This is a genomic window from Hydrogenophaga palleronii, from assembly GCF_031457455.1.
GTDB lineage: Bacteria > Pseudomonadota > Gammaproteobacteria > Burkholderiales > Burkholderiaceae_C > Hydrogenophaga > Hydrogenophaga palleronii_A.
On sequence record NZ_JAVDWU010000013.1, the window covers coordinates 83,584 to 96,897 of the forward strand.

General features: G+C 61.1%; 13 protein-coding genes. 3 read left to right on the forward strand and 10 right to left on the reverse strand.

The genetic code is table 11. The features are described from left to right. The first annotated feature begins 182 nt into the window (after positions 1-182). Positions 183-770, forward strand: coding sequence for a DUF4148 domain-containing protein (locus tag J2W49_RS23350; protein WP_310321770.1), 588 nt, complete (start codon positions 183-185; stop codon positions 768-770). A gap of 125 nt (positions 771-895) precedes the next feature. Then, positions 896-1,894, forward strand: a complete 999-nt coding sequence (locus J2W49_RS23355) for an aldo/keto reductase (RefSeq protein WP_310321772.1) — start codon at positions 896-898, stop codon at positions 1,892-1,894. Positions 1,895-2,018: 124 nt separating this feature from the next. Here the strand turns inward: J2W49_RS23355 and J2W49_RS23360 are convergent, their stop codons facing one another. Beyond that, positions 2,019-2,441 carry a MarR family winged helix-turn-helix transcriptional regulator gene (locus J2W49_RS23360; RefSeq protein ID WP_310321774.1) on the reverse strand — a complete coding sequence of 141 codons (423 nt, stop codon included), beginning with the start codon at positions 2,439-2,441 and terminating at the stop codon, positions 2,019-2,021. Between the two features lie 128 nt (positions 2,442-2,569). Here J2W49_RS23360 and J2W49_RS23365 point away from each other — a divergent pair, with 128 nt between their 5' ends. After that, entirely contained in the window at positions 2,570-4,477 is a 1,908-nt protein-coding gene (locus J2W49_RS23365) for an FAD-dependent monooxygenase (protein WP_310321778.1), read from the forward strand. A 267-nt stretch (positions 4,478-4,744) separates the two neighbouring features. On the opposite strand, the gene J2W49_RS23370 is transcribed toward J2W49_RS23365, so the two are convergent. From J2W49_RS23370 to J2W49_RS23410, 9 genes are all read right to left on the reverse strand, one after another. After that, complete coding sequence (locus tag J2W49_RS23370) at positions 4,745-5,623, reverse strand: transglutaminase-like domain-containing protein (RefSeq protein ID WP_310321779.1); 879 nt, start codon at positions 5,621-5,623, stop codon at positions 4,745-4,747. A gap of 23 nt (positions 5,624-5,646) precedes the next feature. After that, the gene (locus J2W49_RS23375; protein WP_310321782.1) at positions 5,647-6,609 is read right to left on the reverse strand and encodes a rhodanese-like domain-containing protein; all 963 of its coding nucleotides are present in this window, start codon (positions 6,607-6,609) and stop codon (positions 5,647-5,649) included. Then, positions 6,602-7,192, reverse strand: coding sequence for a type II secretion system protein (locus J2W49_RS23380; protein ID WP_310321785.1), 591 nt, complete (start codon positions 7,190-7,192; stop codon positions 6,602-6,604). The genes J2W49_RS23375 and J2W49_RS23380 overlap by 8 nt, the downstream gene beginning before the upstream one ends. Next, a complete protein-coding gene (locus J2W49_RS23385; RefSeq protein ID WP_310321832.1) occupies positions 7,186-7,614 on the reverse strand; it encodes a type II secretion system protein in 429 nt (142 codons plus the stop codon). The genes J2W49_RS23380 and J2W49_RS23385 overlap by 7 nt, the downstream gene beginning before the upstream one ends. Before the next feature lie 39 nt (positions 7,615-7,653). After that, on the reverse strand, positions 7,654-8,148 hold the full coding sequence (locus J2W49_RS23390; RefSeq protein ID WP_310321788.1) for a prepilin-type N-terminal cleavage/methylation domain-containing protein: 495 nt from the start codon (positions 8,146-8,148) through the stop codon (positions 7,654-7,656). Continuing rightward, the gene (locus J2W49_RS23395) at positions 8,145-10,475 is read right to left on the reverse strand and encodes a cohesin domain-containing protein (RefSeq protein ID WP_310321790.1); all 2,331 of its coding nucleotides are present in this window, start codon (positions 10,473-10,475) and stop codon (positions 8,145-8,147) included. The genes J2W49_RS23390 and J2W49_RS23395 overlap by 4 nt, the downstream gene beginning before the upstream one ends. A gap of 179 nt (positions 10,476-10,654) precedes the next feature. Beyond that, positions 10,655-11,188 (reverse strand): hypothetical protein, encoded by a 534-nt coding sequence (locus J2W49_RS23400; RefSeq protein ID WP_310321793.1) that lies wholly within the window; start codon positions 11,186-11,188, stop codon positions 10,655-10,657. After that, positions 11,185-11,868: a hypothetical protein gene (locus tag J2W49_RS23405; RefSeq protein ID WP_310321795.1), complete on the reverse strand. Its 684-nt coding sequence runs from the start codon at positions 11,866-11,868 to the stop codon at positions 11,185-11,187. Before J2W49_RS23405 ends, J2W49_RS23400 begins: the two co-directional genes overlap by 4 nt. Beyond that, positions 11,856-13,313: a hypothetical protein gene (locus tag J2W49_RS23410; RefSeq protein WP_310321797.1), complete on the reverse strand. Its 1,458-nt coding sequence runs from the start codon at positions 13,311-13,313 to the stop codon at positions 11,856-11,858. The genes J2W49_RS23405 and J2W49_RS23410 overlap by 13 nt, the downstream gene beginning before the upstream one ends. Between the last annotated feature and the right edge of the window lies 1 nt (position 13,314).

Below are 13,314 nucleotides of genomic sequence, written 5' to 3' on the forward strand. Positions count from 1 at the left end.
CACTTGGGATTGATTGTTTCCGAATCAGCAATGCAGTTATGGAATTTTGGTTGTTTTTCTTCTGATTCAGAAACTTTACAGTTCAACCCATCGACGCAAAACACTTCAGTTCAGGCGTCGAAGCCGAGCCCACCAACCCGCGGTTGACCGGCATCTTCAACACACTGAAAGGAAACTCTGTCATGAAAAACGCCCGCATCTCCGTTATCGCCCTTGCCCTCTCCACCCTGGTGGCTGGCCAAGCCCTGGCCGCCGATCCTGCTGCTGCCAAGACCCGTGAGCAGGTTCGCGCCGAATACATCCAGGCCCAGCGCAATGGCGACGTGATCGTCAACGGCGAAATCGGCCTGACCGCCAAGCAACTGAACCCTGATCTCTACCCCGCCCAGGCTTCCGCACAGGGCAAGAGCCGCGCCGACGTGCAGGCCGAACTGCGCGAAGCCGTGCGCACCGGTGCCGTGGTGGCGGTGGCCGAGAGCGGCCAGACCCGCAGCGAGCTGGATCCCCAGCGCTACGCCAGCGCCCATACCGTGGCCGGCAAGAGCCGCGCTGAAGTGAAGGCCGAGCTGGCCGAAGCCCGGCGCAACGGTGATGTGGTGGCCAATGGTGAAATCGGCCTGACAGCCAAGCAGATCAACCCCGATCTGTACCCGAGCGAAGTGACCGCCCAGGGCAAGACCCGCGCAGAAGTGCGTGCCGAACTGGCCCAGGCGCGCCGCGACGGCAGCCTGAACGTCAACGGCAACCAGTACCCCGCATCGGTTAACTGAACGAAGCCAGGCCAGCGTGCCTCAAGCCCGGCAGCCCGCAAAGGCCGCCGGGCCTTTTGTCGTGTAGGGCGCGACCTGTATAAAGTGGTGGCAGTCACAGTTCATCCATGCATCGAAAGGCATCCATGAAACAACGCAGACTGGGCGCCTCCGGCCCTTTGACATCGACCCTGGGGCTGGGTTGCATGGGCATGAGCGAGTTCTATGGCGAGACCAACGACGCCAACTCGCTGCGCACACTGGAGAAAGCGCTGACGCTCGGGATCACCCACTTCGATTCGGCAGACACTTACGGCCTTGGGCACAACGAGTCGCTGTTGGGTCGTTTCATCGCGCAAGGCGGATCGGCGCGCCGGCAGCAAATGGTGATCGCGACCAAGTTCGGCATCGTGCGGGCGACCGGCCAGTACGAGCGGCGCATCGACAACTCCCCCGCCTACATTCGAGAGGCCTGCGAGGCTTCGCTGCGGCGGCTGGGTGTGGATCGCATCGACCTCTATTACTGCCACCGCCGCGATCCGGCCGTTCCCATCGAGGAGGTGGTGGGCGTCATGGGTGAACTGGTGAGCTCGGGCAAAGTCGGTGCCATTGGCCTGTCGGAGGTGTCCGTGGATTCGCTGCGTCGAGCCCATGCCGTCGCGCCGATTGCGGCCGTGCAAAGCGAGTATTCGCTGTGGAGCCGAGAGCCCGAGGCTGGCATGCTGGCCGCCTGCGCGGAACTGGGGACGGCGTTTGTGGCGTACAGCCCGCTAGGCCGCGCCTTCCTCACCGGCACCCTCGACGTGAGCCAGTTGGCCGACAACGATTTCCGCAAGCACAACCCGCGGTTTGTGGGCGAGGCACAGGCCACGAACCAGCGTCTGGTGGCCTCGCTGGCGGCGTTCGCGGCCGAGCGCCAGCTGAGCAATGCACAGGTCGCCCTGGCCTGGATGCTCAACAAACATCCGCATGTGATACCGATTCCCGGCACCCGCCGGATCGCCCATTTGGAGAGCAATGTGAGCGCGGCCGATATCGTGCTCACGCCTGGTGAGATCGCGCAACTGGATCTGCTGTTCGACCCGACGGTGGTGGCCGGCGCGCGCTACCCCGATGCGGGCCTCGTGGGGATGGAGACCCGATAAAGACCCAGGAGGCTGCGTCAGGCTCTCCTCACGCCACCGAACAGCAACACGCCAACATGCACTCTGCGCTAGCCTGGGCGCAAGACGAACACACTCTGGGCACCAATGGCCGCGATCCCCGACCTCAACCCAGCCCGAGTGCCTTTTTTGCCAGCGCAATGAAGGCGGCCTCTTCAGCGGGTGACAGCGGTTTGAGGATGTCGGCCTGCAAGGCCTCGACCACCGGCCGGCAGGCGCTCAGCAACTGCTTGCCCTCGCGCGTGAGGTGCAGCTGGCGCGCCCGGCGATCCTGTGCGCTGATTTCGCGCCGCACCAGGCCCTTGTTCTCCAGGCGATCGATCACCCCGCCTATCGTGGCGCGGTCAAAGCTGATGGTCGCGGCCAGACTGGCCTGGTCAATGCCGGGCTGCTGCGCGATGGCGTCAAGCGCAGCGAATTGCACCGATGTCATGTCGAAACCCGCTGCCGTCATCTGCGCCTGAAAAACCTGTGTCGACTGCTGGTGCAGCCGCCGGATCAAATGACCGGCCATCGCCCTGGTGTCCATCCTGCCTCCGTTGATGCCGACAGGCGCACGACGCGCCTTCGTCCGATGAGCTTGACGATTCTAAGTATGCGAACATATGATATGCATACTTATTATTTTTGGAGCAGCAGTCGCTCCTAGGAGTCCGCATGCAATACCACCTCAACGGCTTCCATCCCGGCGATCCCGATGTCCTGCCGGCGGCACCCGATCACCGCCGCGCGGACGATCCATTGCCGGCTGTGGTGGATGTGCTGATCGCCGGTTCCGGACCGGCTGGCCTGTGCCTGGCCGCCCAGCTGGCCAGGGTGCCGCAAATCCGCACCTTGCTCGTGGAGCCCAAACCGGGTCCGACGGAGAAGGGGCAAGCCGATGGCATCAGCGTGCGCACCATGGAAATGTTCCAGGCCTTCGGCTTTGCCGAAAAGGTCTTGCGCGAATCGGTGTGGATCAACGAGACCACCTTCTGGTCGCCCGGTGACAGCGCCTCCCTGTGCCGCGTCGCCCGCGTGCAGGACGTGCCCGATGGTGTCTCCGAGATGCCGCATGTGCTGATCAACCAGGCCCGGGTGCACGACCTGTTTCTCGATGTGATGCACAACGCACCCACCCGGCTGGCGCCGGACTACGGCTTGAAGGTGGCCACGCTGTCGATCGACCCGACCACCGCCGACTACCCCGTCACGGTCACCCTGGCGCACACCGCGCCGGGTCGCGAAGGGCAAACCGAGACCGTGCGGGCCAACTATGTGATTGGCTGCGATGGCGCACGCTCCAACGTGCGCAGCGCCATCGGCGGAGCGCTGCACGGCGATGCGGCGCACCAGGCCTGGGGCGTGATCGACCTGCTGGCCGTCACCGATTTTCCCGACTGGCGCAAGAAGTCCTTCGTGCGCTCGCAGGACGACGGCATCCTCATGGTCTTGCCGCGAGAAGGCGGCCACCTGGTGCGCCTGTATGTCGAGCTCGACCAGCTGGGCGCGCACGAACGCGCCGCAGACCGGGGCATGAACGCGGACGACATCATCGCCAAGGCGCAGCGCATCTTTCAACCCTTCAAGCTTGAGGTGAAGGAAGTGGTCTGGTGGTCGATCTACGAGATCGGTCACCGGCTGACCGACAAGTTCGACGATGTGCCCCCCGCCGAGGTGGCCACCCGAACCCCTCGCGTGATGCTGGCTGGCGACGCCTGCCACACCCACAGCCCCAAGGCCGGCCAGGGCATGAACGTGTCGATGGGTGACACCTTCAACCTGGGGTGGAAGCTCATCTCTGTGCTGACCGGACGCGCCGACCCTGCCCTGCTGCACAGCTATTCCGGAGAGCGGCGCGCAGCGGCCCAGGGCCTGGTGGAATTCGATCACAAGTGGGCTCGCGTGGTGGGTGCGCGTGCAGACAACGACACCGTCGACGGCCTGCCCCGCGTGGCCCGCGAGTTCGTCAACAACCTGCCTTTCACCTGCGGCCTGACGATCCAGTACGAGCCCGGCGCCCTGACCGGCATGCCGACCCATCAGCATCTCGCGCCCGGTTTCGATATTGGCAAACGCTTCCACTCCGCACCCGTGGTCCGGCTGGCCGACGCCAAACCCATGCAGTTGGGTCACACCATCGAGGCAGACGCCCGCTTCCGCCTGTTTGTTTTTGCGCCGACCAGCGACACGGGTGCGCCAGGGGGTGCGACCGCCTCGCTGTGCGACTGGCTTGAGCACGATGCAACGTCGCCGCTGCGTCGCCACACCGCACCGGGCGAGGACGTGGATGCCGTCATCGACGCCCGCGCCGTGTTCCAGCAGGGTTTTCGCGAGCTGGACCACGCCGCCATGCCCACGCTGCTGCGCCCGCACGTGGGCCGATTCGGGCTGTGCGACTATGAAAAAGTCTTCTGTGCTGACCTGAAGCGGGGCGAAGACATCTTCGAGATGCGCGGCATCGACCGAGGAACCGGCTGCGTCGTCATCGTGCGCCCGGATCAGTACGTGGGCCACATCCTGCCGCTGCAGGCGCGAGAGGAGCTGGCCGCGTACTTCGCGGGCATCCTGCGGGTGCGCGGCTGAGCCTCGGGAGGTGGAGCGAGCCGGCGTGACTTGACTGGACAGAACAAAACCAATCACCGTCACTTGGTGTCCAGTTTATTCAGAGCAGCTCACTTTGCCGACGCATGCGGCTCTTGCGTGGAGTGACCATTGGTCTGCAGCTTTGGGTCAAGTCGTTGTGCCAAAGCTGATCAAGAGTTTGATGTCTGCATGCACGATGCTGAACGACCCTGTACCGGCCAAGAGGTGATCTTGCGGATCAAGTCCCCGTGGCTCTGCTGGACTCGATCAAAACTGCACCTCAAGATCACCATCCATCCTGTACCTGGCCAGGTGCCCCATTTCGTTTGTGGCTTTGTCCCCATAGATCTGAAAGGGAAGGTAGTGCTGATCAGAAGGTAGCCACCTCCTCTTCTGTGCATCGATCGTTTGCCAGCATCCGTTCAATAGCACCTGTGCCCAATCGTGGTATTCGTCAACACGCAGCAAGAGGTCCTTATCCACCACGTAGCCACCGACCATTCGCGACGGAATGGCGTTCGCTCGGGCCAGAGCGACAACCAATGCGGCATATTCGGTGCAGTCCCCCGCTCGTGTCCTCAGCGCATTGAGCGCCCCCTTGCCCTGTGGCACATAGCCTTCGTATGTCAAAGCCGCCTGTACCCACTCATAGATGGCCTTCACCGTTTCACGCTCGGAAGGCCTGCGCAGTTGCCGTGCAAGGGTTTGTATTTCTTGGGCATGTGACTCGATATGCGTTTCTGCCTCAAGCCAGGAAGGTGAGCCCGACATTTGTGAGGCACATACGGTTCCGTCCAACCGCACCCTCATCGAAATCTCCACGGGGATGCTCGCGTAGGCGGGAAAGCGATCAAAGGCGACTGACAACACCTGATGCCCAAATGGGTCTGTGGCCGCATGGTGAGGCCTTGACACAACAAGGCTTGACAAGGTCTGTCCCGCCAAATGCATGGGCAGGTAGCACCAAAAGCGCTGATCCATCAGGACGTTGCGGGACGGGTTGTGGAAGAGAATCCGCATCCGCAACAGCCGCTCAATTGGCGCCGGTTGATCATTGGGGACACGGGTCGCACAGTTGCCACAACCGGCAGCGAACAATGGGTGCGAAAAAGCCAGGCCAAGACCGACCGCAGATGCTTTCAGCAAGCGTCGTCGTTGGCCAGTCATGCTCACCCCAAGCAGGCGGTTTTCTTCGGCCCTCGTTCACGAGCCTTCCACACAGCATCTTGCCTGGCCATCTCTCGCCCGAATTCAGTATGTGTACCTGTAAACACAAACAAGGGAGAAGGGCTGGCGGCCGCCAGCAGCTTGTTCAATTCATCTTCACCAGGTGACGATGACACCAGAAGCACCACGGCAGCCGGTGCGACTCGCTGGCTCTTTCCCGTTCCGGCTCGGGATTGCATGGCCTTCTTCAGGCCTTGCTCGTCCACCTGACTGAGCTGCATCGCATCAGGCATGGTCTTCAAGAAATCGCTTCGAGTGGCATCCGTCAGCACCAACGCACCAGGTTGTTGGGTGAGAAACCACACATCTGCCGCTGACAGCTGGACCAGTTCGTCCAGTCGGACAGGAACCCCCACCAACTTGATCCCCTCTCGAACCAGCCCAATCACACCCCCCTGCAGCACGGACACCCGCTTGTAACCCGACTTCTTTAGTCTCGTGCACACAGATGAGAGATGCAGATCATCCACGCCTCGCCCCATCAGGATGACTTGCTGTTCTTTCCAGTACGGCTTGACAACCAACTCTGACTCGCTGGACGAAATGGCTTCGCGGACTCGAAACCGATCAAACTGTGCGCGCGGGCGCAGATCAATCAACGCAGCGTCCTGTTTTCCAATTTGCGACAAAAGCTCGCCAGGCGGACGAATGCATGCGGGATCGACGTCAGAGGCCGATCCACCTGCTGCCGGCATGCCCGCGCTAGCTCCATCATCTCGTCTGCACATCGAACCCGCCCTAGGGAGTTCCTTGAGAATGTTGGGCAGCTCACTGGGATCAAGAGCCTGTCCCCATGCAGGCAAAGAAAACACATGCAGGCAGAACGCAACGGCCCCGGCGACCAAGGCGCTAGACCACAGCCCCCCCACGAACCGTCGAAGGGTAGAAAAAGTCACGTCAATCATTCAGATCCTTCCGTTGGTCTGTGTTACCCACTGCCTGATCTCCTTGGCCTCCTTGGCCGGCGGGCAAAGCGGGATCTACTGTGGTGATTTCATGAATGAACAACCATTCGGCATAGCTGCTCTTTCCCGCCAGCAAGCGCAAATCGGGCTCAAACCCATCCTTCTTGATGACAGGCTCCTCAGAAAGTGAGTGAACACCAATGATCCTGTCGCCTATTCGAACCAGACCCCATTCGGCTTTGCCGGTCATGGGATCCACAAAAATCTTGCGCAGGTGCCTGACGGTTCCGGGTGATCTCGGGTCCAGGAGCAAATCCTCCAAAGAGGCAGGAAACTCCCGCTTCGCCCCCGCAGGTCGAAATGCGTAGTACCTCCCGATCGCCTCCTGAAATTGCCGCCCCACAGCCATCAACGCCTTCTCACGGTCACGCTTGGCAACGGTGCTGTAAACATCACTCGCCGCAGACAGGCCCAGCCCCATCAATGCGATCAGAAACAGAAGCCACAGATAGGCAAATCCGGACTGATCGAGACCCTTCGGTAGTGCCGCCTGCCTGAAGGAGGCCTCTTCTCGGATCACCATTCTGCAAACACCTCACCTCTGCGAGATGCCCCCTCCGCGCCGCTTCTTACGTCTGCAACGCCGCCTGTCTCAACATCGTCGGCAGGCACAACAATCCACGTCTGCGATGACTCCGTGATGGGATCTGACGGAATGGCCCTCAGGTAGCGCTCGCCCACCAGTTCATCCAACGACTCGGGGTACCTCCCTTTGTCAGCAAGGAACCTGTCGATATTGATGCGCATGACCTTGAGGTTTTCCTTCAAGGCCACCTCCTTGGCGTTGTCAATCGATCCCATGTACCTGGGCGCAACGATGGTCAACAACAAGGCCACGATGGCCAGGACGACCAGCAGCTCGATCAAGGTGAACCCTCTGCTCCGTACAACCAATCGACCCTCCCCTGCGCCAGGACGGCTCAGGCGACACACCAACTTACCCATGAGGTTTTTCAACGGCATTTGCTTTTGCATCTGCGCCCCTCACCAATCCCGATAGGGCACGCCATTGAGCCCCACCTTGTCTGACTTTGAATAGATATCGAAGACGTCGTCTCCTTCCTGGGGATCATCAGGAGGAGATTGGTAGCTTCGCAGGTTCCAGGTTTGTTCTGCGCTGAGTCCCTGCGTAGCACTCATCGGATCACTTGGCAGGCGGCGTAGAAAGTACAGCTTCGCGGCCGTCGGGCTGCGTTGATCCTCCACCCCTTCCACCAGAGCTTCCAGCGTTTTCGGGTAGCCGGACTCTCCAATATTGGCCGGTATGCGCCCTTGTTCAGTGGCTCGCTTGTAGGCATCCAGCGCATCGCGAATCTGCGTCAAGGCCGTGCGCAACTCCCGCTCCTTTTCACGCTGCACGGAAACCTGAACCAAGGGCACTGCCACCGTGACCAAGATCGCCATGATGGCCAGCGTCAACATGAGCTCCACCAGTGTGAAACCCGATGCCTGCCAACGTGCAGCGCGAGCACGCGTCACGGCGTGACCCGAATGCTTGGGACTGCAGGCAAAACCGCCGCGCCTGCGGCAGGCTCTGGCGACGCCGACAACACTTGAACCTTCGGCTCTGAACCAGCCTTGAGCGTTTTGAATGTCACCAGCACCAGACTGCCCGTGCCGTTGATACCCGGGTCCACTCCACCGCTGCCCTGTCGAACCATGGATGTAAACACCTTCCCCTGCGCCGGGTCTACCCTGTGGCTGAAGCTTGTCTTCGCGCCCCCCTGCTTGAAGTAGTCCCCTTCCTTGACGCTCACCACCTGCAGAAGGGAGGGTTCATAGGCCAGCAGGAGAGGCATGCCCCGAACAGGCGCCTGACTGGTCATCTGGAGCACCATGCTGAACTGCTCGCCCACGCGAACTTGGCCTGGCGCCTGCCAACTCAGTTTCGGGCCCGCGACGGGTGCAACGGATGCGGTGGTGTCTGGTGAGGCCGCAGGCCTGGATTGAGGAACAGCAGGCGGCGCATCCACCGCAGGCGTCGCAGCGGGACTCGCTGCGGGCTGCTGAGTGCTGCCGGCTTGCGGGGTGGGCGTGACCGTCGATGTCTCTGGGTGGGTGGGTGCCTTGGTCAGATCACGCGCGGGGACTGGCTCGGTCGTTTTGGATGCTTGCGCAGCCGCAGGGGGTGGTGATGCGGCGCGATCAGCCTCGCCTTTGTCGATCGCATTCAGTCGAATCGCCCTGGCTCCAGCGCTGGCTTCGGTGCCACTCTCAAACTGTGCGTCCAGCAGGTCCGGTCGCCGAATCGAACGAACCACACGCGGCGTGATGGAAAGCAGAATCTCACTTCTCTGCGTGTCGTCCTTCTTGCTGCCGAACAGGCGCCCAGCGATGGGCAACTCGCCAAGTCCCGGCACCTTGTTGGCCGAGCTTCGGTCCTCGTCGCTGATCAAGCCGGCAAGCACTTGCGTCTCTCCGTCCTTGAGCCGAAGCACCGTGTTGGCCCCTCGAGTGCCGATTTGGTAAGAAAGTGAACCGCCAGGGCTGGTGATCTCACGCACGAGGTTGGAGACTTCCAGGCTGACCTTGATCGCCACTTCGCTGTCCAGGTGGATGGTGGGCTCCACCTCCAGCTTCAAACCCACATCGACGTAACTGACCGATTCGGACGCAAAGCCCGTCGTTGTCGAAGTGGTCGTGATGATAGGCACACGATCGCCCACCTGCACCTTGGCCTTTTCCTTGTTGCGCACCCGGATTCGTGGGTTGGCCAGGATGCGGCCATCCTGATCCTCCTTGCGGGCATTGACCAAGCCTCTGCCCACACCCACCTCAATGGTAGATGGCCGGATTCTTGCCAAGTCTGTCAATCGCAATGGCAGATCATCCACCAACACGGGCGTCAGAGAAAACTGACTCGGCCATTGCACCCCCAGCTCCAGCAGACGGGAACGCTTGACCTCCAGGATTTCCACATCCAGGACGACTTCCGGGTCGGTCATGTCCTGCAAGGCCACGATCCGTTCGGCCAACCGAATCGCCTCAGGCGTGTCCCGCATGATGATGATCCCCAGCCGCTCGTCCACCACCATGTCCTTGGTCTTGACAATGGTCTTGATCGAGTTGGACACAGCCTTGACATCTGCATTCGTGAGATAGAAAGACCGCACCGACAGCGCCTGGTAGTCCTTGAGTTTCTGCGGCGTATTGGGATAGATCAGAACCGTGTTTTCATTGAGCACGTTCATCTCAAGCTGGTTGGTCAGAAGCACCATGCGAACCGCATCTTCAACCGAGGTGTTCTTGGCAATAATCGTCACCTTGATGTCAGGGCGAATGTCCCGGTCGTAGAAAAAGTTCAAACCTGAAACCTTGGCCACCACGTCCAGAACATTTCGCAAGGGTGCATCTCGAAATTCCAGCGATATGGGCTTTCGAAACGCATCCGCCAGTGCACTCTCGGGAGGTGCTGACTTTGCACGCTGTTCATCGATCCGCGCCTTCAATGCCAGCGCATCTTTTTGTGCCGGGTTGGCAGCAAGCACCACCCTCAGTTTCTCCAGCGCATCCGCCAGGGAGTCTGCTGAACCTTGGCGAAACAGCAACTCCGCTTCCTGCACCGCCTGCCGATGCTGCCGCTCCTTGACCAAGGTCTCCAGACCCTGACGGATGCGGTCATTTCGAGGATCGAGATCCTGCGCCCGGCGCAACAGCTTTTCGCCGTCACTGATCTGCCCGGTGCGCACCGCGCTGTCGGCCGCATCGATCAAGCGGTTGATCGCCGAGTAGCGGCTGTTGGCCAAGTGGATTCGGTACTCAGCATTCTTCGGATCCAGTTGAACGGCCTCTTCGAGTTTGTTCAAGCCCTCCTCGATCCGCCCCTCGGAGACCAAGGCTTTGCCCTCCTTGAACGAAGCCGTGCCAGCACAGGCGCTGAGCACCAGCGTCGCAGCGAGAAGCAAGCATCTGCCCGTCCATCGTGAGTTGACGCGGCGGCATGCGCTCACAGAAAAAATTGCATTCATTCGAAACATCTCTGACTTCAAGGCTGGCGAGCCAACTCCAGGGTTTGCAAAACGTCCATCGGCAGGTAGCGCAGCAGCAGACGATCGCTTTCGACACTCTCAACCTTGTACTGTTCGAGCAAGGTATCGCCGACGCGAGCGACAAAACTCTGATCGGCGTATTGCAAGAAGTACGCGCGCTTCCCGCCCTCTTCCATACTGCCCATGATGCTGAACGGAACAGGGGGCGCAGAAGGTGCTGGCGGCTCTGGGGCCACTTCCGGTGCGACGGCCTTGATCGGCGCGACTGGTCGAGCGGGTTTCGTCCAGGGCGGAGCGGCAAACAGATCGCTGAGGGCATCGGCGTCATCTTCATCGCGGCGCGATCGGATCGAAAGCACCTGCGGGTTTTGAGAGTCCGATACCGAAACGCGTGCCCCGACTTGCGGCTCCGGCGCTCTGCGAGCAGGGACGAGGGCCACACCCTCTTCAGATGCGGGCTCAGGAGCGAACCACGCAGCCGTCAGCGTGGCCAGCAATGCCAACAGCAGAATCCAGCGCGTGCGACTCATGGACGCCCCTTCGGATCAGCAGCCTGCGCAGACACATTGCGGTGCGCACCAGGGAGCTCGCTCAACAGCACCCAGATGAGTTGCGCTTCGATCACACCCTGATCGTCCACATTCCTTTTGAAGCGGATGCCATCCAAGGCCAACTGGGGCTGCGTCAGCAACGCCGCCTTCACAAAGCCATGTATCGCTTGCGTGGGACCCTTGACAGGCAGATTCATGCGGAACCGAAGAAACCGTCCGCTGGCATCCGCCTGTGACACGTAGTCGCCTTGCTCCAGCACCAGCCCATGATCTTCAGCCAGCCGAAGCAGATCGCGAATGGCCTGGGCGATCGCATCATGTGCCAGCAAGTGGTCGTCAAATGCTTGCATGCGAGCACGCGCAGCATGGGCTCCATCGAGTTCCACAGGCTTTGACGCGCGATCCGACGCAAGCACAGGAGACCGGGTGGTGGTCAGCTCCGCCAGACTCCGCTGCAAATGGATCAAGCTTGCACGCTGCCATGCCAGATATCCACCGGCTGACAGCAACAACAAGATCAACAGCAGGTTGATCCATCCCATGCGACCCCAGCGTCCAGTGAAACCTCGGCCGTACCGCCGCAGCTCCCACCAGATCTGGCGAACGCCGCCTGATCGGGTCACACCTTCCCAGGCATGCGCTGGCTTCAGTCGTTCCACGTGGCCTCCACGGTGAAGCGCAACAGCTTCTGCTGCGGCCCATCCACCCACTCATGCCTGCGCAGATAAGCCCCAGTGAAGGGCTTGCGATCTGCCACAAAGGCCACATACCGCGTCATGTCGGCACTGTGGGGCGCCTGCGCCACAATGCGCACGCTCGAAGCACCTCCACTGGCCGAGCTTGAGCTTTGCCCCACACTGTCCACACTCAATACCGCCACCATCAAGTCTCTCGGTGGCTCCAGCGAGCGCAACAAGGCGTGCACCGGCAGGTTGAGCTGACGAATTGCGTGATTGATGGCCGGCACACGCTGCAGTTCCTGTTTTGTCAACGGCGGCGCATCCGTGTGCTGGGGTGGCGGGCTGCGGTATTGGGCGATGGCGCTGGACAGTGCACGCTCTGCACGGATGTTTTTCCCTACCTGCCAAGTCACCAGCGTCAGCGCAAGAATGCCAATCAAGGCCATCGGCACCAACACGCGCTTCCTGGCCTTGTGGTCACACACCGCATCCAGGGCATGGTGTTGAGACCGTCCACTCAAGGCAACCAAGACTTCGCCCAGCGTTCCCAGTTTCTCATCGTCAACAGCACCTGCCCCACCTTCTGCTCGCACAAATGGTGCCGGAAGTTCGCTTGCCATCGGTGCTTCGGACGTGATGTTCACAACCGGCACCGAGTTCACTGAGGACCACACAGGCGAGCGCAGCACCTGTCTGCGCCAGCAGGCCGCCAAACCATCTTTCAACGGTGCAACAGCGACCGTCCTTGAACCTCCGTGTACCCCGGATTGCCACGTCAGCGGCAAGACATGCCGCTCCGTCATGCCTCGTTTGCGTGTCTTTGTGCCCGGGGCGCCCAAGAGCACCAGCGCATCGTTCCGTAGCAGGGCCAGAACAGGTGACGCCGAACGCGAAAAACTGGCGGCCCAGACCGCCAGCGATGCGCTCCTGACCGAAGACAGGCGGAGAGACCATGCGTGGGCGCGCTCTTTGACCCACGTCAGAATTTCTGCCGGGTACACAAGCGCCAGGCGTGGTTGTCCATAGGGCATGTCGTCCAGTCGAAGTAGATCCGACGGATCCAACTCATGGCCTTGCGCCTTCAGTTGCGCGCGGACTTGAAGCCCGGCTTCATCTTCGCGCACCAGCGCATCGCTCCAGAGTATCGCGCCCACGGACACCCAAGCGTCATCCAGCCAAATGTGAAGTCCAGCGGTCGATGAAGACAGCCCCTCAAATGGGTTCGCTGGCACGCTAGAGGCCAGCTGCATCAGCGCGTCCAGCGACACACGACCTCGGGCCGGATCATCAGGAATTTCAACAGACCCCAGTGGCACCCATTGCGCAGCCCCGCCTTTGGCAGCCACCACACCCCAGGCGATGGCCTGACTGCGAACAATCAACCAGAATGCCTGCACTTGACCAGCGGCCAAATCGATATTCACC

What these genes read in the sequence shown, in the direction of transcription:
- J2W49_RS23350 (WP_310321770.1), top strand. Translation starts at nt 183, where the DNA reads ATGAAAAACGCCCGCATCTCCGTTATCGCCCTTGCCCTCTCCACCCTG.
- J2W49_RS23355 (WP_310321772.1), top strand. Translation starts at nt 896, where the DNA reads ATGAAACAACGCAGACTGGGCGCCTCCGGCCCTTTGACATCGACCCTG.
- J2W49_RS23360 (WP_310321774.1), bottom strand. Translation starts at nt 2,441, where the DNA reads ATGGACACCAGGGCGATGGCCGGTCATTTGATCCGGCGGCTGCACCAG.
- J2W49_RS23365 (WP_310321778.1), top strand. Translation starts at nt 2,570, where the DNA reads ATGCAATACCACCTCAACGGCTTCCATCCCGGCGATCCCGATGTCCTG.
- J2W49_RS23375 (WP_310321782.1), bottom strand. Translation starts at nt 6,609, where the DNA reads ATGATTGACGTGACTTTTTCTACCCTTCGACGGTTCGTGGGGGGGCTG.
- J2W49_RS23380 (WP_310321785.1), bottom strand. Translation starts at nt 7,192, where the DNA reads ATGGTGATCCGAGAAGAGGCCTCCTTCAGGCAGGCGGCACTACCGAAG.
- J2W49_RS23385 (WP_310321832.1), bottom strand. Translation starts at nt 7,614, where the DNA reads ATGGGTAAGTTGGTGTGTCGCCTGAGCCGTCCTGGCGCAGGGGAGGGT.
- J2W49_RS23400 (WP_310321793.1), bottom strand. Translation starts at nt 11,188, where the DNA reads ATGAGTCGCACGCGCTGGATTCTGCTGTTGGCATTGCTGGCCACGCTG.